Below are 17,738 nucleotides of genomic sequence, written 5' to 3'. Positions count from 1 at the left end.
TCATGAGCGCTCAGGACCGAGGACGCAGGCGGCGTGGACGGGGCGCTGAGGCCGCCCCGCCACCCAGCCGCGATGTGAATTATCGCCAGCTCAAGAACCCTTTCCCGCAAATGGAAGTGTTTCCTGCGGAGCAAATTGCGGACATGCATGAAACCGCGTTGCGTACGTTGGAAGAATTGGGCGTAAAGGTCCTGTTGCCCGAGGCGCGCAAGCTTTTCAAACAAGGTGGTGCGCGCGTAGACGAAGACAGCGAAATGGTCTTCATCGGGCATGAAATGGTCGATGCCGCCGTGGCCTCGGCCCCCAAATCTATTGATTGTCGAGCCGGAGCGCGGCGGCGGGACTTCACGCTTGAACTGGGTTCGCTGGTTTTTCAGCCGGGTGCAGGCGCGCCGAACGCAACCGATCTGGAACGGGGACGTCGCCCTGCAACGGGGCAGGATTATCTGGAGTTCCTGAAGCTTACGCATCATTTCGATGTGTTCCAGATGATTTCCCCTCAGGTCGAGCCGCAGGACGTGCCGACCCATCTGCGCCACTATTTTACCACACAAGCGCAGATGGAATTGACGGACAAGTTCCCTTTCTTTTTCTCGCGCGGAACACCGCAGGTGATGGACTGCTTTGAGATGTTGTCCGCAGCCCGTGGCCTTTCGGATGATGAATTCCGGGGCAATGCGCATTGCTACACGATCATCAACACCAACAGCCCGCGCACGTTGGATATTCCGATGGCGCAAGGTCTGATCGACTTTGCGCGTCATGGTCAGATGTCGATCATAACACCGTTTACCCTGATGGGGGCGATGGCGCCGATTACGGTGGCAGGGGCGATCACGTTGTCCCATGCCGAGGCGCTTGCGGCTTTGACCCTGACGCAGTTGGCCAAGCCCGGTGCTCCGGTCTGTTATGGAACGTTCACAAGCAATGTGGACATGAAATCCGGCGCGCCTGCATTCGGTACGCCGTCACATTTCCAGGCGTCCCTGGCGGCGGGGCAACTGGCGCGGCATCTTGGACTGCCCTGGCGGTCTGCTGCCGGATCAGCGTCAAACATCAACGATGTGCAGGCCGCGAACGAGAACCAGTTTGGTTTGTGGGGGTGCTTGATGGCCGGCGCGACCGTGATCATCCACTCTGCCGGCTGGCTTGAGGGAGGTCTGACCGTATCTTTCGAAAAACTGGTTTGCGATGCCGAGGTCCTGAACATGGTGGCCGAACTTTGCGCAGGCGCGCAGGCGGGCGCGGCCGAGATCGGGTTTGATACTGCTTTGCGTGAAGTAGAACCCAGCGGTCACTTCTTTGCCTCAAGCCAGACCATGGAACGCTACAACACCGAGTTCTATCAACCGCATCTCCATGATTATGCAAACTTTGGCACCTGGACCGAGCGAGGTGCAGTAGATGCCAACCATCGGGCCACTGGCGTTTGGAAGGGCATTCTGAATGACTTCAAAGCTCCAACAGTTGATGGTGACAAATTGGGTGCCTTGCACGATTTCATTGATCGCCGAACCGCCGAAGGCGGTGCGCCGCCGGAGAGTTGAATGAATTCCAAACCCATCCTGCATCGCGACGACCCCGAAGCCGAACCCCTGGTCGGCAATATCAAGGTCACGCGTGACGACTGGTTGAATGTGGCGATGGATGTGCTGATTTCGGACGGTGTAGACCAGATCAAGGTTCTGAACCTGGCCGAGCGAATGGCTGTATCGCGGTCATCTTTCTATTGGTATTTCAAGTCCCGGCAGGAATTGTTGGATGCACTCCTCGCCCGCTGGCAGGCGACCAACACCGCAGCATTGGTCGCACAGGCCGAAGCCTCGGCCGAGACGATCACGGCAGCCGTTTGCAATGTGCATCGATGCGTGGTGAATACAGAACTGTTCGATACTGCGCTGGACTTTGCCGTTCGTGACTGGGCGCGCAAATCCGGCAAAGTGCGGCGGGCGTTGGACCAATCCGATGCACGGCGGCTTGAGGCGCTGCACGCTATGTTTGCTCGTTATGGCTATTCCGACATCGAAGCCGAGACGCGCGCGCGCGTGTTGTATTACATGCAGATTGGTTACGATCTGGCGCAATTGAACGAACCCATAGAGACGCGGATTTCTATGGTTCCGCATTACCTCTATGCCTTCACGGGCGTTGAGCCGAAACCTGAAGAAGTTGAAGAATTCAGCGTGTATTCAATGCGCTATTGGAAAGGAGAACTGACATGAGTCAACCAGACGCCATCATTATTGGAACCGGCGTGATCGGCGCAGCAATTGCGTTCGAGATGTCCAAGGCAGGTTGGAAAACATTGTCACTGGACCGTAACACTCAGGTCGGTCACGGATCTACCGCCGGGTCCTGCGCCATTATCCGCATGCATTACTCGACCTTCGACGGGACCGCCTTTGCATGGGAAGGCTACCACTATTGGCGGGATTGGGCCGACTACTTGGGTCTGCCCGAAGATGCCAATCTGGCCCAGTTCCGTGAAACCGGATGTCTGGTCATGAAGACCGACGCAAATGGCATGTTGGAGAAGCACATGCGCAATTCGTCGGATTTGGATTGCCCCTTCGAGGAATGGTCAGCTGAGAAAGTGGTCGAACGGTTGCCGGTTTACTCGCTGGACAGCTTTGCTCCGGCGCGTCGTATGGATGATCCGGAATTCGGCCAGTCCAACGGGCGAAAGATGACCGGAGGTGTGTATTGGCCGCAAGCGGGATACGTCACCGACCCCGCCTTGTCTGCGCAGAACCTGATGGATGCCGCGAAACAGCATGGGGCCGAAGTGCGCACCGGCGCTGAAGTTACCGAAATCCTGACCGAGGGCGGGCGCGTTTCCGGTGTCAAACTGGCGTCGGGCGAGGAAATCCACGCCAAGGTCGTGGTCAACGTTGCGGGGCCGGGTTCGGCGATCATCAACGAGATGGCCGGTGTTCTGGATGACATGACCATCAAAACCCGACCCTTGCGGCAGGAGGTGGTACATGTTCCGGCACCAGAAGGGTTCGACTTTGAAAATGACGGAACCATCGTCTCGGACAGCGACATCGCCTGTTATTGTCGCCCGGAGCATGGAAACCACATCCTTGTCGGATCAGAAGACCCGGAATGCGATCCGCATCAGTGGTGCGAGGATGATGTGAATTATAACCGAGAGTTCACCGACCAGTGGACCACGCAAGCGATGCGTTATGCGCAACGCGTTCCCAGTCTTGGCATCCCGTCGAAAACGCGGGGCGTTGTTGACCTTTATGATGCGTCGACTGACTGGATTCCGATCTATGATAAATCCAGTCTTCCGGGGTTCTACATGGCCTGCGGGTCCAGCGGGAACCAGTACAAGAACGCGCCGATCGCGGGTAAGATGATGACGGCCCTGATCTCGTATTGCGAGGGGGGTGCCGACCATGACGCAGAGCCGCTACAATTCGAGCTGCCCTATATCAAGCGGAACATTGATGTGGGCTTCTATTCCCGCAAACGTCCGATCAACGAAGAAAGCAGTTTCTCTGTCTTAGGCTAGCCGAAAGCTGTAAACGATCTATGTCGTGCAGGGCTGGCAACGAAGGTGGCCCCGCTATGACCGACAAACAGACCAAAGTTTTGATCCTGGGCAGTGCCCCTTCGGCGTTGGAGGCACGGGCTTGGTCCCGCAAGCCTTTCACGCATATCGTCGCAATCAATAACGCTTGGCGTATTCGCGAGGATTGGGACTTCCTGATCCATCCAGAAGACTTTCCGATTGACAGACGCCCAACGGATATCGGCCCCACTCAACGCATCGTCACGGCGGAGGATTACGTACCAAGACAGAACGAGTACGGTGGATTCGTTTATGCGGGTGGAACCATGGCCTTTACTGCTGGGTATTGGGCCCTGTCGGCTTTGAATCCAGCTGTATTGGCGTTCTTTGGATGCGATATGATGTATTCGGGTTCAGGGCAGACCCATTTCTACGGAACCGGTACCGCGGACCCGTTGCGAGATGATGTAACACTGCGTTCGCTTGAAGCCAAATCCGCACGCCTTGGGCTATTTGCAGCCGCACAAGGGTGCAAAACCGTACGGTTGTCCAGTGGGCCAAGCCGATTGGTTTTCCCATCAACCAACCTGTCTAACCTCTCAGTATCGCCGCAAATCGATACAATCGGAATGCGTGCAGCTCAGCAGGCCGAGCAAGATTTGGGTTATTCTGTCGAGTCGGGCCGGTATTGGGAGGTTGAACACAAGTTCGACCCGGCAAAGATCGATGAGCTGGATAGAATGTGGTTGCAGGCCTATCGGGCGGGCGGGTTGGAGAACGCGGCGTAGCCCACTTCAGGTTGCCGCGAAAGTTACCCAAGCCCAGACCATCGCCACATACGTCAGGTTGTGCATCAATTGATCCAGCCCAGCCGCGCGCCAAAATGCGGCTTGGGAAGGTTCCAGGCGATTCTTGTCGGAATAACTGGCTTTGACGAAATCAATATTGAAGTGGATGATCCATTCCAGCGCTGCGACGATTAAAATGAAGAGCAAAGGCGCACCAAACACTGCAAACACAATTACAGAGCCCGCGACATGCACAGCAGCATGTTGCGCGCGTCCCAAGTGAAAATACTCACCACGTCCCGCAAGCATTTTCGGTGTCTGGAGGTAAAAGTCAGCGAACATATGCTTTACGAGCAACAAGCAAAGCATAAGAAACACTGCGCCAAAACTGGCAGTCAAAAGAACCCTCCCGATATCGTCCTGTTGACCACTCTAGGCAATTAGATGGGCATACGTAAATGAACTAGTTCACATAAGCTTAAGAATTCGCGCAATCGGGAAAAAAATTGCTAATTGTGTCTGGATGGCAGTAGAGTCATGCTGTTGAATTTGCGTGGATAACATCTGAACCGCGTCGTCGGTCAGCAGCAGGGGCAGGTTCCATAGAACGCACGATTTTCCGCTTTATCTGGAAGTACTCCAAACGCGACCAGCTGATCTTGCTGGCCGTGACAGCGACATTGTTCCCGCTGCTGTACCTGACGCTGGAACTGCCAAAGCGCATTATCAACGACGCGATTGGTGCACCCAACCCGGAAGTGACCATCTGGGGCTATACGATGTCGCAGACGAATTTTCTGGTTATTCTCTGCTTTGCGTTTTTAGCGGCTGTATTGGGGCACGGCCTTATGAAAATGCGCATCAACACCATGAAAGGTGTGCTAAGCGAGCGGATGCTGCGACGCTTTCGCTATCAGTTGATCAGCCGCGCATTGCGCTTTCCGCAACCCTATTTCGAGCGGGTCAGCCAGGGTGAGATGGTGTCGATGATCACCGCTGAAAGCGAGCCGATGGGCGGGCTTATGGGGGACGCGATCAGCCAGCCGGTTTTACAGGCCGGTCAGATGATCACGATCCTGACCTTTCTCTTTCTACAGAGTTTTTGGTTTGGTTTGGCCGCTGTGGCTTTGATTCCGCTGCAAGCCTGGCTGATCCCCAAACTGCAACGCCAGATCAACCTGCTGAACAAAAAGCGTATTCAGGAAGTTCGGGTGCTTGCCGCCCAAATCGGCGAAAACGCTGCAGGGGCGTCGACACTGCGCACAAATGGCGGCTGGCGGTATCGCCGGGCGATGATCTCCGACCAATTGGGGAGGTTGTTCGGCATCCGGTTCGAGATTTACCAGAAGAAGTTCTTTATGAAATTCATAAACAACTTCATCTCTCAATTGACGCCGTTCATGTTCTATCTGATCGGCGGTTTGCTCGTGTTGCAGGGCTCGGTTTCACTGGGAGCGCTGGTTGCAGCGCTTGCGGCCTACAAGGATCTGAGTTCACCGTGGAAAGAGCTTTTGACTTACTACAACCAGACGCAGGACATGTCTTTGCGTTGGGACGTGGTGATTGACCGCTTCGCGCCAGGTGGGATGCAGGACGAAGCCCTGTTTGAGGGCGAAGCTGACGCACGCCCTCATCTGAACGGCGACATAGTGCTGGATCATGTTTCGGTTCGGGATATGGACGGCAATCAGGTGTTGGACGATCTGAACCTTAGCTTTCCCGGCGGCAAGACTGTCGGCATTTCGGCACCCAGCGAAGAAGATCGACGGGCAATTGCAGAGTTGCTGACGCGTGAAATTCTGCCAAGTGGCGGCAAGGTTCGGATTGGCGATGTCAACCTGGCCGAGCTGCATCAAGGCGTCGTCGCCTCGCGTATCGGGTATGCCACGTCGCGCCCCGTCATGTTTCAGGGCACACTGGGTGACAATGTGATGATGCCCATGCGGTTCCGTCCGCTGGCAGATAGTACAGATGATCCGGATTTCGCGGAAACCTTGCGGGCAGGAAACAGTTCCGATCCGTTCAAGGCGGAGTGGCTTGATCCGTCTTTGGCCGGAGTTCAGGACGCGGCAGCTCTGCGCGATTGGTGGTTGCAACTGATCGACGGGATGGGCTCGGGCGCGGCCCTGTTTCAACGCGGTGCTGAACAAACCTTCAACGCAGCCGAGCATTGTGAACTGGCTCAGAAACTGGTCCAGCTGCGACCGACTGTGCGTCAGGCCGTTCAGGATGCGGGGCTTGAACAACAAGCGTTGATTTTTGATCGCAACCTGTACAACCCGGCCCTGCCTGTGGCTGAGAACCTGCTGTTTGCCACGCCCTGTGTTCCGGTGAACCACGCCTTACTGGTGGAACAGAAGGTCTTTCTGGGCCAATTGCGAGAGTTGGGCCTGGATGAAACACTGATCGCTTTGACCCGCGACGTGATCGAGATGTTGCGTCAGATCTTTGGCTTGGACGGAACGGATCACCCGTTGTTCCGCAAGCTTGGGTTGGATGCAAAGACGTATGAAGCTGCCGTGGATTTGGTGGAACATACGCGCAAAGAAGGTTCGGCGGGGCTGGATGACGAACAGCTGGCCAATATGCTGGCTGTACCATTTGTTATTTCGGCCGAACAGATCGGGCCTGCGTTCACCGATGAGCTGAAGAACCGCATCCTCGAACTGCGGCACAGCCACTCTGAGAAGTTGATGGAGCGTTTGAAGGATGTCTTTGTTCCTTTGGACCCCGAAGTTTACGCCCCCGGACTGACAGTCATGGAAAATGCGCTGTTCGGCAAGGTCAGCCAGATTGGCGGTGCCCGTTCCGATGAGGCGCGCAAGCTGATTGTCGATGTGCTGGCCGAAAACGGCGCGCGGCCATTGGTAACGGAGCTGATCTATGACGTGCCGGTGGCCTTGGGTGGTCAGAACCTGCCCGCGGTGTTTGCAGAGCCACTGGCGTTTACCCGCGCCACGATCAAAAAACCGGATATTCTGATCCTGGAAAGCGCTTTGGCCAGCTATGACATGAAAACGCAGGTGGCCGTCTACAAGAAACTCCGAGAGTTGCTGCCAGATACAACCGTCATCTACCTGAACGATCAGTTTGAAAATCCCGACGTGTTCGACATGTACGTTGAAATCAGGCAAGGTCGTGTGGTCTCGGACGGAGGACCGGTAGACGTGGAGGAAGACAGCGCAGCATCGGCAGACCTGGCGCGAAAATTGCGTGCGCTCGAACAGACCCCCTTGTTTTCGGGTCTGGACCGGCGGCAGTTGCGTCTGCTGGCGTTTGGTGCACGCTGGTTCGAGGCCGAGCCTGGGCAGGTGGTGTTCCTGAAAGACGACCAACCAACCGATGGTGCCTATGTTGTGCTTGAAGGTGAAGCCGGTTTGTACTTACCGCAGGATCAGGGGCCTGATCAGCTGATTACCACAGTAGGGCCGGGTGCTTTGGTCGGAGAGTTGGGATTGATCCGCAAGGAACCGCGCGCGTTAAGCATGGTGGCAGAAACTCAGCTATCCTGCCTGCGCATCGGTGAAGAGGAATTCCTTGCCGTTGTCGAGAACGACGCTGCAACCGCCTTCAAGCTGCTTCAGGTGATCGCAGGCTACGTCTCCAGCTAAGCGATCAGCTGTCTTCTGCGCAGAACAGCTTGTACAGCAGACCAATCACCTGTTCCGTGTTCCCATCCCGCAAGGAATAGTAGATCGTCTTGCCTTCCCGGCGGGTCGAAACAAGCCCTTCTTCGCGCAGGCGGGCCAGCATCTGACTGACGGCGGCCTGTCGCAACCCAAGCAAATTCTCAAGTTGGCCCACGGATTTTTCACCGTCACCAAGGTGGCACAAGATCATCAGCCGCCCTTCATGGGCCAACGTTTTCAGGAAAGCGGCCGCGCGGGCGGCATTTTCTTTCATGTCCGGCAGAGTGTCTGTGCTGCGTGCCTGAGGATCGGTTTGTTTGAGTGCCACGTTTTGACCGTTGTTCCGATTATTATCGGAACAATATGCCTCAAATACGCTGGTGTTGTCACCCCTCGGTTGCCGGTGCGCCGCCTTGAAAAGCGTTGCCGTTGGCGTAATCGCAGGGCTCTTCCTGCATTTGCAGATGTAGGTCGCGACCCTCATAGGGATGCGCGCGGGCCAGGTCTTCGTCGACATCAATACCAAGGCCCGGCGCTGTTGGCGCGGTCACGAACCCGTCCTCAACCCGAATAGACCCTTTGATCAGTTGATCGTGAAACGGAGTTTCGATGGTTTCCAGCAGCAGCAGATTTGGTATCGACGCGGCCAGATGGACATTGGCGGCCCATTCTACCGGCCCCGCATAGAGATGCGGTGCCATCTGAGCGTTGAAGACCTCAGCTATTGCGGCAACTTTCTTCATCTCCCAGATCCCGCCCGCACGTCCCAACGCCGGTTGCAGGATTTCCGCAGCCCCGGCGCGCAGAACAGCCCCGAATTCGGCCTTGGTCGTCATGCGTTCTCCGGTGGCGACGGGGATGCGGACATTGCGGGCGACGCGGGCCATGTCTTCGATCATGTCGGGTGGCGTGGGTTCTTCAAACCAAAGCGGTTGATATGGTTCCAACGCTTGTCCCAGCCGTATGGCCCCGGCGGTGTTGAATTGACCATGTGTGCCGAACAGCAAATCGGCCTTGTCGCCCACCGCTTCGCGGATCGCTTTGCAGAAGGCAACCGACATCGAAATGTCACTCATCGCGGGCATGTGGCCGCCCCGGATCGTATAGGGGCCTGCCGGGTCGAATTTGACGGCGGTATAGCCACGCCGCACCATTTCAGCCGCCGTCTCACCAGCTTGTTCAGGAGACGTCCAGAAATCGGTCAGATTGTGCTGGGGCAGGGGATAAAGATACGTATAGGCCCTGATCCGGTCGTTCATCTTTCCACCCAACAAAGCATAAACCGGGCGGTCGCGATCCTTGCCCAGAATGTCCCAGCAGGCGATCTCCAACCCTGAAAACGCGCCCATCACCGTCAGGTCCGGTCGCTGGGTGAAGCCGCTGGAATAGGCGCGGCGGAACATCAGCTCGATGTTTTCTGGGTTTTCACCCTGCATGTGCCGTTCGAACACGTCCTGAATGACATGGCGCATCGCCTCTGGCCCGACAGAGGAGGCATAGCATTCGCCCCAGCCGGTGATGCCGGTGTCTGTCGTCACCTTGACCAGTATCCAATAGCGCCCACCCCATCCCGGCGCAGGCGGGGCGGTTACGATAACGTCGAGATCCTGTAGTTTCATCCCAAGTCCTTTCGGAGGGTCAGGTCCTGTCGAACAGGATCACATTGCGCTTTGCCGATCCGGTTTTGGTGTCGGCAATAGCCTCGTTGATCTGATCAAGGGACCATCGGCCCGAGATCAACTCATCCAGTTTCAGCCGCCCTTGTTCATAGAGGTCCACCATCCACGGAATGTCCCGCTGGATCACCACATCGCCCATTTTCGACCCAACAACGCCCTGACCCAGAGCTGCCAGAACAACTGGCTCATAACTGGCCATGTCGCCCGAATGCGGCATCCCGATCATGATCGCCTTGCCGCCAAGGCCAAGATAGCGTGGGGCCTGATCATAAGCGGGGATTGCGCCAACCGTGATCAGAACCGCATCCGCGCCACGTCCGCCAAGCGCCTTATAAGCGGCCTTCCACGGTTGGTCCAAACTGGCCAACACGCCGTGGGTCGCGCCGAATTCCTTGGCGATCTCAAGCTTTTCTTCGGTCATGTCCACGGCCACGATTCGACGTGCGCCGGCAATCCGCGCACCTTGAATGGCGTTCAGACCAACGCCGCCTGCGCCAATAACCACGACATCCTGACCTGGCCGTAGACCAGCGGCATTTACCGCAGCACCGACTCCGGTGATGACCCCGCAGGAGAGCAGGCTGGCCAGATCCTTGGGCAGGGTTTTGGGGATTTTGACGATTTGGCGGTGGCTCACCACGACCTTCTCGGCAAAGGCACCGCAGGCCATGGCCTGCTCTAGCGGGCCTCCGTCGCCGGTTTTCAACGGACCTTTGACGGTATCGTATGGGGTTTCGCAGATGGTCGGTTTTCCGCCCGCACAGCTGGGGCACGTTCCGCAGGCACGGATCAGCGTGACAACCACAGGGTCACCGACTTTGAAGCCGCCAGCGGCATCACCAACGGCGCTGATCACGCCCGCGGCCTCGTGGCCGTAAACGGCGGGCAGGAACCCGCCCCATGCCCCTTCGGCAAAAGATATATCCGAATGGCAAATGGCCACGGCGTCCAGTGTTACCTCGACTTCGCCCGTGCCGGGGGGTGCAAGTTGAACCTCTTCGATTACCAATGGTTCGCCAAAGGCCCGGCATACTGCGGCTTTGATTGTTTGCATGTTATCTCTCTCTCCCGTCGCGTTCACGGTGGCCCGGGAAACGGCAACTCGCAAGGCGGAAATCGCCATTTGCGTGTCGTTGTTACGCCACGACAGGGCTGGATCTACGGAACAAAAGGAAGCCCGCAAGCATGAGCACAAGTGCCAACAGGAAGGGAGCGCCGGGCAGGTAGAGCGGCGTATCGGGCCGAATGAACTGCGCGAAAATGGATGTCATCAACAAAGGTGAGATCACCATCGACAGCGCGTGCAGTGCGGTCAGAACGCCCTGCAATTCACCTTGCTGCGAATCGGGCGTTGCCTTCGACATCATGGCCTGAAGAGCAGGTGTGATAACCGCCCCGATGGCCGTTATTGGAATCAGAAGCAGCGCGATGAGGCCGTTGGTGAGGAAGGCCAGAATAGCGAAGCTAATGATCTCAAAACCCATTCCGTAGATGATCGTGCCACGCTCGCCCAGAAACCGGATGGCGGGCCGGATCAATCCGCCCTGCACAATGGCCATGCCGATTCCGTAGACACCCAGGGAAAGTCCAATCATCTGTGGGGACCAGCCGAACCTTTCGGTCGTGAAATAGGACCAGATGGCGGGATAGACGTAGATGGACACCGAATACAGGAAATACACCCAAAGCAACGGTCGGATACCGGGCAAAGAAGCGATGGCGTTCAGCGAATTGAGGGGGTTTGCGCGTTTCAGGCTAAAGGCGCGGCGGTTCTTGTCGGTCACGGTCTCTGGCATCACGAAATAGCCGATGCAAAAGGTCAGCGCTGCCAACCCGGCAGCGGCCCAAAACGGTGCGCGCGTGCCATATTCACTGAGCAATCCACCAATTACAGGCCCAAGGACGAAGCCCATGCCAAAGGCGGCCCCCAGCAGTCCAAAGTTAGCGGCCTTATCTTTGGGGTCGGACACATCTGCCATAAAGGCCGCAGCGGTAGCGTGGGTCGCTGCGGTTATACCGCCTACGATACGGCCTATCAGCAACAACCAAATGCTGCCCGCAACAGCCATGACAACATAATCCAACGCCATGACAAACAGGGACACCAGCAGGACGGTTCTGCGTCCGTATGCGTCTGACAGGTTTCCGAGTATGGGCCCAAAGATAAACTGCATCGCGGCGAAGGCAGTGCTTAGGACGCCACCCCAGATCGCTGCATTAGCAAGCGAGCCGCCCTGAACCTCGACGATCAGTTCCGGCATGATCGGCATCACCAGACCGATGCCCATGGCGTCGATCATGACGATGCTGAGGATGAAGAAAAACGGCAGACGCATGGAACCCGGCAAGAGATCTGTTCAGCGCACCCTAAGCACAGATGATCACTGAGGAAAGCGAGAGTTTTTGCCGAACGAAATGCCGTTGCGACAGATCAGGGCAATTTGTCTGCCAGTTCGGAAAGAATTTTCGCAAGCTCGCGTGGGTGCGAGAAGAACGGGGAATGCGAACTGTCGATCGTGCGGCGCATATCTTCGGGGATGGGGGCGCTCATCTCGGCCTGGTATTCGGTTGGTACAGTGTGATCGTCCGTGGTGCGGATGTATGCCTTGGCCACGCTGTCGAAATTCGCACCTGTCGGAAGAGGTGTTTCCTGTGGGTGTATGGCCTGAGGGCACAGGCGCGCGTAGGCATAAGGCAGGATGTTGTCAGGGCAGTCATGGTAGAAAAGCTGGGGAATAGCCTCGGCAGACACCGTGTATGACAGCCCGTCCGGGGATTTCTCAACTGCGTGTGCAATAGTTTGCTTTGGGCCGAGCCTTCGCATCTCGGCCATCGAAAGACCGTCTTTGGGCACGTAGGCGCACAGATAGATCAGCGCGCGCATTGCGTCGGGTTGCGCTTCAGCGGCGGCGCTGATCGGATAACCGCCCCAGGAATGGCCAACGATGATTGTATAGGCAGTGCTGGCATGCAGTACGGCGTCGCGGCAACTGTCCAGCGTGACCTCGGCGACAGGCGTGGGGTCCGCTCCATGGCTGGGCATGTCGATGGCTTTGGCGGAATGACCCAAAGCCTCAAGCGCGGGTATCAGGTCGCGCCAGCACCATGCGCCGTGGCAAGAGCCGTGGACCAACAGGAAAGACGCCATTGCCGTTCTCCTTCAGATATGTCCGACTTCGTTCAGAAAACCATTTAGGATATCTGCATATTCCGCTGGTTTTTCAACGCAGGGCAAATGCCCGGCCCGGCGCATCAGTCGGAACCGGGACCCCGGGATCAGATCGACGGTCTCTCGCACCAGATCGGGGGGTGTTGATCCGTCTTCGCTGCCTGCAACGCCCAAGGTCGGCAGCCGCAAACCGCTTGTTGGGGTGTAGAAATCGGTGCCTGCGATGGCCGAGCAGCAGCCCAGATACCCTTCAGCCGGTTGACCGACCATCATGTCGCGCCAGGGCACATGTTTTTGAGCGGCGCGGAAGTCACGTGAAAACCAACGCTCCATCGTTGCGTCGGCCAGTGCTTCGATCCCGCCTTTGCGCACGGCTTCGATTCGATCCTGCCAGACCGAAGGGGTGCCGATTTTGGCCGCCGTGTTCGAAAGAACCAATGCACGTATCTGGTCCATGCGCTTGACGGCAAGACCCTGAGCAATCATCCCGCCGATGGACAGACCCACGAAAACACAGTCGCGAACCTGTAGGTGATCCAACAACGCCTCTGCATCGCGTATCAATGCGCCCATCGAATACGGCGCGGGCGGTACCGAGGATTGCCCGTGACCACGTTTGTCGTATCGGATGATGCGCAGCCCTTTTGGCAAATGCGGCAAGACCGCATCCCACAGGTGCAGGTCGGTTCCCAAGGAATTGGCAAAGACCAATGGCGCACCGTCAGTTGGGCCGTCGATGCGGTAATTCAGTTTCACGTCGCCCAGATCAGCGATCTTCATGACTGGCTTCCTTGTCGCCATGACCATTTGGGGTGCAACATGCACATCTTGTACAGCCCTGTCAGGTCAGGAATTCCAACGCTCTTGAAAACACTGCGGGATCAACGTTGCCGCCAGACGCAACAACGATCACGTCATCACCTTCGATCTGATCTCCTCGAAACAGGGCGGAGGCCAGGGCCACCGCGCCGCCGGGTTCCAGAACGATCTTGAGGCGCAGAAAGACCAGGGCCATGGCGCGCAAAGCTTCTTCTTCCGTGACGGATAAGCCCGGACCGCACAGGCGGTTGAGAATCGGAAACGTGATGTCTCCGGGTTGTGGCGTCAGAATGGCGTCGCAGATGTTACCCGAAGCGGCGTTGTTGTTTTCAATCTGCCCTGAGGCCAGCGAGCGTTTGACGTCATCGAACCCCTCTGGCTCACAAGGGCGCACGCGCAGGTTCGGCGCATGTTTTTCAAGGGCCAGAGCGATGCCCGAGGTCAGGCCGCCCCCACCGCAACAGACCAACACGTCTGCCTGAGTGACGCCCAGATCCGCTGCCTGACCGGCGATTTCAAGGCCGGTGGTGCCTTGGCCTGCAATAACCAGCGGTTCGTCATAAGGTCGGATCAAGGTCAGTCCGCGCTCGGCTGCGATGGCTTCGCCAATTTCTTCCCGCTTTTCGTTCGCTCGGTCGTATAGAACGACCTCTGCCCCAAGTGCGCGGGTGTTTTCGATCTTCAGTTGCGGTGCGTCTGACGGCATGACGATGACCGAAGAAATGCCGTGCTTTGATGCCGCCATTGCAACGCCTTGCGCGTGGTTGCCCGAGGAATACGCAATCACACCGCGCTTGCGTTCGGCTTCGTCCAGCGCCGAAATGGCCGACCAGGCCCCCCGAAACTTGAAACTGCCGGTATGTTGCAGACATTCCGGTTTGACCAAAACCCGACGACCGGCAAGCTTGTCCAGAAAGGGTGAGGAAAGGATCGGTGTTTTTCGGATATGTCCGTTCAGCCGCTCTTCAGCGGCTTCGATCATCTCGATTGTGCTCATTCAGTGTACTTCAATACCTTTTGTATGAGATCCAAGGATTGGGGTTCGTTCAGAAACGGAACATGCCCGCGATTAGGAACTTCGGTTGAGATCAAACCCGGATGGCGGTCGTGCATTTCAGCAACTGTGTCGGCACTCAGAACGTCCGAATTCGCCCCCCGGATAACGCCTGTCGGAATGTCGCGCAGGGCTTCAAAGAACATCCAAAGATCAGGTGTCGCCCCGCTTGCAGCCTGTTCGATTAGCGCCTTTCGTAGTGCAGGATCGTAGCGCAGCGCCAACCCACCCTCGCTTTTTTCGTACTGAATTTCGGCCTGCATGCGCCAGGTTTCCAGGGAAACGCCGGGGAATTGAGGCTCCATTACCTGTTTCAGTGTAAGAGCGGCCTCGTCATAGGTTTGTGCAGTTGGTTGCGCGCCCACATAGGCCATGATTTTGGCGATGCCTGATGTCTCAATGACAGGTCCAACATCATTCAGGATCACCCCGGCCAAACGCTCGGGATGGCTTGCGGCCAGAGCCATGGCAATCAGACCACCCCGCGAGGTGCCCAGAACAAAAGTCTTCTCGATCCCCAGCACATCCAGCAGTTCGATCGCGTCATGCGATTCACGAAAGATGTTGTAGTTCATGAAGTCGGGATCATAGTCCGAACGACCACGTCCCCTGTAATCCATTGCGATCATGCGCAAGTCAGCCGCATGAGGGGCAAAAAACGAAAAGTCGCGGCTGTTTCGGGTAAGGCCAGCCAGACACAAAAGCGGCGTGCCGGTGCCGGTTTCCTCAAAGTAGAGGCGCTTGCCGTCTGCGGTTGTGAAGTTCGACATTAAAGCCCTGCAAGTTTTGGGATTGTGGTTAAATCGGGCAGCACATGGGCTGGTGTCCAGGGCAGGCGGTCCATCGGTTCGCCGATCCGGTTGACCCACGCAGTGACAAAACCATAACCGCTGGCACCTGCCGCATCCCAACCGTTTGAGCTGACGAACAACACCTCGTCACGGGCGCAGTCAAACCTTTTCTGTACCAGATCATACACGCGGGCATGGGGTTTGAAGACACCAACACTCTCAACCGACAGAACATCGTCCAGCACATCGCCGATTCCCGCAGACTGCACAGCGCCGTCCAGCATGGGGGGCGAACCGTTGGACAGGATCGCCGTTCGCAACCCGCCTGCCTTGAGGGCTTTCAACATGGCGGGCACTTCTGGATAGGCCTGCAACTCCCAGTAAAGATCAAGCAGACGTTGACGCAGTTCAGGGTCGCCTTGCAGTCCAGCGGCGTCCAGCGCCCAATCCAGCCCGTCCTGAGTGACATCCCAAAAGTCGGTATGCGCATCGGCCACGGCGCGCAGCCAGGTGTATTGCAATTGCTTCAGGCGCCAATGACCGGCAACTGTTGGCCATTTGTCTTTGAGGGTTTCAAATCCTGGCTCGTCGGCGGCCTGGCGGGCAGCAGCCGCAACGTCGAAAAGTGTTCCGTAAGCATCGAAGACACAGGTGGTGATCGGCATGTGATCCTCCTCTGATCGCGCGCAGGTTGGCACAACAACGAGGGGGGTGAAAGAGCCAAGGGTTTACAACGTTGTGTCAGGCTCTAGGGTTGGCCGCTTAATCCCTTAGAACGGCCGGAGGCCACGATGACCGAAATCAAACAAGGCGACACGGTTCGCATCCATTACACCGGAACACTGTTGGACGGCGCAGTCTTCGACAGCTCCGAGGGGCGCGATCCGCTGGAATTCGTGGTTGGATCGGGTCAGATTATTCCCGGGTTAGACAGCGCTATGCCTGGTTTGGTTGCCGGTGACAAGAAGCGGGTCGAGATTGCCTGTGTGGATGCCTACGGTCCGATCAACCCTGCGATGCGTCAGGAAATTCCGCGTGAAGGTATTCCCGACGACATACCGCTGGAGCCTGGAACGCAATTGCAAATGCAATCACCGGACGGTCAAGCCGTACCTGTTACTGTGGTTGGTGCGAATGAAGCGACCGTAACTCTGGACGCCAATCATCCGTTGGCTGGTCAGGACTTGATTTTCGATATCGAGGTCGTGTCGATCAACTGACGCACGATTCGGGCCGGAATCCCGGCCCGGCGCTTACCCGATCAGTGCTTCAAGCGCTGCGCGCACCTGTGGTTGCGTGAAAAAGATAAACGCGACCAAGAGACATGTCAGCGTCAGCAGCAGGACTCTGGCCCGTTGGCTGAGAAAACCGGTCTTTTTCCGGCTGTGCGTCGCACGTGCGTTATTCGCAATGATTTGATCTAGCTTGCTCATATCGAATTCCTGCCGCTTAAAGATGGTGAAATCTTGGCAGCGGCAGGGAAAGATATGGTCACATGGATTCGGGCTGAGGCATCCCAAGAACGTGGAAACCACCATCGACGCGGATGATTTCACCCGACGTGCAAGCGCCCGCATCAGATGTGAGGTAAACCGCAGTTCCGCCCACGGCCTCCAGCGTTGCGTTGGAACGCATCGGAGCATTCTGGTCGCAAAACTTGTAGGTCTTGCGTGCGCCACCGATGGCTGCACCAGCAAGGGTTCTCATTGGTCCCGGCGAAATAGCGTTCACGCGGATACCATCGGGGCCAAGATCGTTGGCCAGATAGCGCGTTGCCGACTCCAGAGCCGCCTTGGCAACACCCATGACGTTGTAATTCGGTACAACACGGTTTGACCCTTGATACGTCAGGGTCAGAAGTGAGCCGCCATTATCCTTCATCATCGGATAGGCGCGGCGCGCCACTTCAATGAAGGAATAAGCCGAGACGTCCATCGAATGTTTGAAATTCGCCCGTGTGGTATTCAGGAAACGGCCTGTCAGCTCGGACTTGTCCGAATATGCGATGGCATGGACAACGAAATCGATGGTTGGCCAACGTTGTGCCAGCTCGCCGAACGCGCGCTCCAGTGAATCGTCATCGGTGACGTCCGCATCGACCATAAAGTCGCTGCCAAGGCTTTGGGCCAAAGGCTCAAGCCGTTTGCCGAATGCCTCGCCCTGATAAGTGAAAGCCAGTTCTGCGCCAGCCTCGTGCATGGCCTTGGCAATGCCCCACGCGATTGAGCGGTCGTTGGCCACGCCCATGATCAGGCCGCGTTTACCCTTAAGAAGATCCGACATCAC

At 57.0% G+C, this 17,738-nt stretch carries 18 protein-coding genes; 6 read left to right on the top strand and 12 right to left on the bottom strand.

The annotated features are described in order from the left end of the window. The first annotated feature begins 2 nt into the window (after positions 1–2). The 4 genes from ACR0EV_RS17125 to ACR0EV_RS17110 are packed head-to-tail and all read left to right on the top strand — an operon-like array spanning position 3 to position 4,311. Positions 3–1,547 carry a trimethylamine methyltransferase family protein gene (locus ACR0EV_RS17125; RefSeq protein WP_480801190.1) on the top strand — a complete coding sequence of 515 codons (1,545 nt, stop codon included), beginning with the start codon at positions 3–5 and terminating at the stop codon, positions 1,545–1,547. Beyond that, positions 1,548–2,222 carry a TetR/AcrR family transcriptional regulator gene (locus ACR0EV_RS17120; protein ID WP_480801189.1) on the top strand — a complete coding sequence of 225 codons (675 nt, stop codon included), beginning with the start codon at positions 1,548–1,550 and terminating at the stop codon, positions 2,220–2,222. It abuts the gene before it with no gap. Next, positions 2,219–3,523, top strand: coding sequence for an NAD(P)/FAD-dependent oxidoreductase (locus ACR0EV_RS17115; RefSeq protein ID WP_171669355.1), 1,305 nt, complete (start codon positions 2,219–2,221; stop codon positions 3,521–3,523). Before ACR0EV_RS17120 ends, ACR0EV_RS17115 begins: the two co-directional genes overlap by 4 nt. 56 nt (positions 3,524–3,579) lie before the next feature. Next, positions 3,580–4,311 carry a hypothetical protein gene (locus ACR0EV_RS17110; RefSeq protein ID WP_480801188.1) on the top strand — a complete coding sequence of 244 codons (732 nt, stop codon included), beginning with the start codon at positions 3,580–3,582 and terminating at the stop codon, positions 4,309–4,311. A gap of 6 nt (positions 4,312–4,317) precedes the next feature. Here ACR0EV_RS17110 and ACR0EV_RS17105 read toward each other — a convergent pair whose 3' ends face one another. Next, positions 4,318–4,680 carry a DUF3307 domain-containing protein gene (locus ACR0EV_RS17105; RefSeq protein ID WP_480801232.1) on the bottom strand — a complete coding sequence of 121 codons (363 nt, stop codon included), beginning with the start codon at positions 4,678–4,680 and terminating at the stop codon, positions 4,318–4,320. Positions 4,681–4,925: 245 nt separating this feature from the next. Here ACR0EV_RS17105 and ACR0EV_RS17100 point away from each other — a divergent pair, with 245 nt between their 5' ends. Then, complete coding sequence (locus tag ACR0EV_RS17100; protein ID WP_480801231.1) at positions 4,926–7,922, top strand: cyclic nucleotide-binding domain-containing protein; 2,997 nt, start codon at positions 4,926–4,928, stop codon at positions 7,920–7,922. 4 nt (positions 7,923–7,926) lie between these two features. On the opposite strand, the gene ACR0EV_RS17095 is transcribed toward ACR0EV_RS17100, so the two are convergent. The 9 genes from ACR0EV_RS17095 to ACR0EV_RS17055 form a co-directional block, all read right to left on the bottom strand. Continuing rightward, complete coding sequence (locus tag ACR0EV_RS17095) at positions 7,927–8,214, bottom strand: ArsR/SmtB family transcription factor (RefSeq protein ID WP_480801230.1); 288 nt, start codon at positions 8,212–8,214, stop codon at positions 7,927–7,929. Positions 8,215–8,326: 112 nt separating this feature from the next. Continuing rightward, on the bottom strand, positions 8,327–9,559 hold the full coding sequence (locus ACR0EV_RS17090) for a mandelate racemase/muconate lactonizing enzyme family protein (protein WP_480801187.1): 1,233 nt from the start codon (positions 9,557–9,559) through the stop codon (positions 8,327–8,329). Positions 9,560–9,578: 19 nt separating this feature from the next. Next, positions 9,579–10,673, bottom strand: a complete 1,095-nt coding sequence (locus tag ACR0EV_RS17085; protein ID WP_480801186.1) for a Zn-dependent alcohol dehydrogenase — start codon at positions 10,671–10,673, stop codon at positions 9,579–9,581. A gap of 82 nt (positions 10,674–10,755) precedes the next feature. Next, positions 10,756–11,955 carry a TCR/Tet family MFS transporter gene (locus ACR0EV_RS17080; protein ID WP_480801185.1) on the bottom strand — a complete coding sequence of 400 codons (1,200 nt, stop codon included), beginning with the start codon at positions 11,953–11,955 and terminating at the stop codon, positions 10,756–10,758. 95 nt (positions 11,956–12,050) lie between these two features. Further along, positions 12,051–12,767, bottom strand: coding sequence for an alpha/beta fold hydrolase (locus ACR0EV_RS17075; protein ID WP_480801184.1), 717 nt, complete (start codon positions 12,765–12,767; stop codon positions 12,051–12,053). Between the two features lie 12 nt (positions 12,768–12,779). Beyond that, positions 12,780–13,568: a 3-oxoadipate enol-lactonase gene (pcaD, locus tag ACR0EV_RS17070; protein WP_480801183.1), complete on the bottom strand. Its 789-nt coding sequence runs from the start codon at positions 13,566–13,568 to the stop codon at positions 12,780–12,782. A gap of 61 nt (positions 13,569–13,629) precedes the next feature. After that, the gene (locus tag ACR0EV_RS17065; protein ID WP_480801182.1) at positions 13,630–14,604 is read right to left on the bottom strand and encodes a threonine ammonia-lyase; all 975 of its coding nucleotides are present in this window, start codon (positions 14,602–14,604) and stop codon (positions 13,630–13,632) included. Next, positions 14,601–15,431, bottom strand: coding sequence for an alpha/beta fold hydrolase (locus ACR0EV_RS17060; protein ID WP_480801181.1), 831 nt, complete (start codon positions 15,429–15,431; stop codon positions 14,601–14,603). The genes ACR0EV_RS17065 and ACR0EV_RS17060 overlap by 4 nt, the downstream gene beginning before the upstream one ends. After that, positions 15,431–16,117 carry a haloacid dehalogenase type II gene (locus ACR0EV_RS17055; protein ID WP_480801180.1) on the bottom strand — a complete coding sequence of 229 codons (687 nt, stop codon included), beginning with the start codon at positions 16,115–16,117 and terminating at the stop codon, positions 15,431–15,433. The genes ACR0EV_RS17060 and ACR0EV_RS17055 overlap by 1 nt, the downstream gene beginning before the upstream one ends. Positions 16,118–16,243: 126 nt before the next feature. On the opposite strand from ACR0EV_RS17055, the gene ACR0EV_RS17050 reads away from it, so the two are divergent. After that, complete coding sequence (locus tag ACR0EV_RS17050) at positions 16,244–16,672, top strand: FKBP-type peptidyl-prolyl cis-trans isomerase (protein WP_480801179.1); 429 nt, start codon at positions 16,244–16,246, stop codon at positions 16,670–16,672. Between the two features lie 33 nt (positions 16,673–16,705). Here the strand turns inward: ACR0EV_RS17050 and ACR0EV_RS17045 are convergent, their stop codons facing one another. Both ACR0EV_RS17045 and ACR0EV_RS17040 read right to left on the bottom strand, forming a co-directional pair. After that, positions 16,706–16,885, bottom strand: coding sequence for a hypothetical protein (locus ACR0EV_RS17045; protein ID WP_480801178.1), 180 nt, complete (start codon positions 16,883–16,885; stop codon positions 16,706–16,708). Positions 16,886–16,943: 58 nt separating this feature from the next. Then, positions 16,944–17,735 (bottom strand): enoyl-ACP reductase FabI, encoded by a 792-nt coding sequence (locus ACR0EV_RS17040; RefSeq protein WP_480801177.1) that lies wholly within the window; start codon positions 17,733–17,735, stop codon positions 16,944–16,946. Positions 17,736–17,738: the final 3 nt, after the last annotated feature.

Source organism: Ruegeria sp. CF8 (assembly GCF_056537285.1).
The sequence above is the reverse complement of the archived record's forward strand: the minus strand, read 5'-3'. Positions and strand labels throughout refer to the sequence as shown.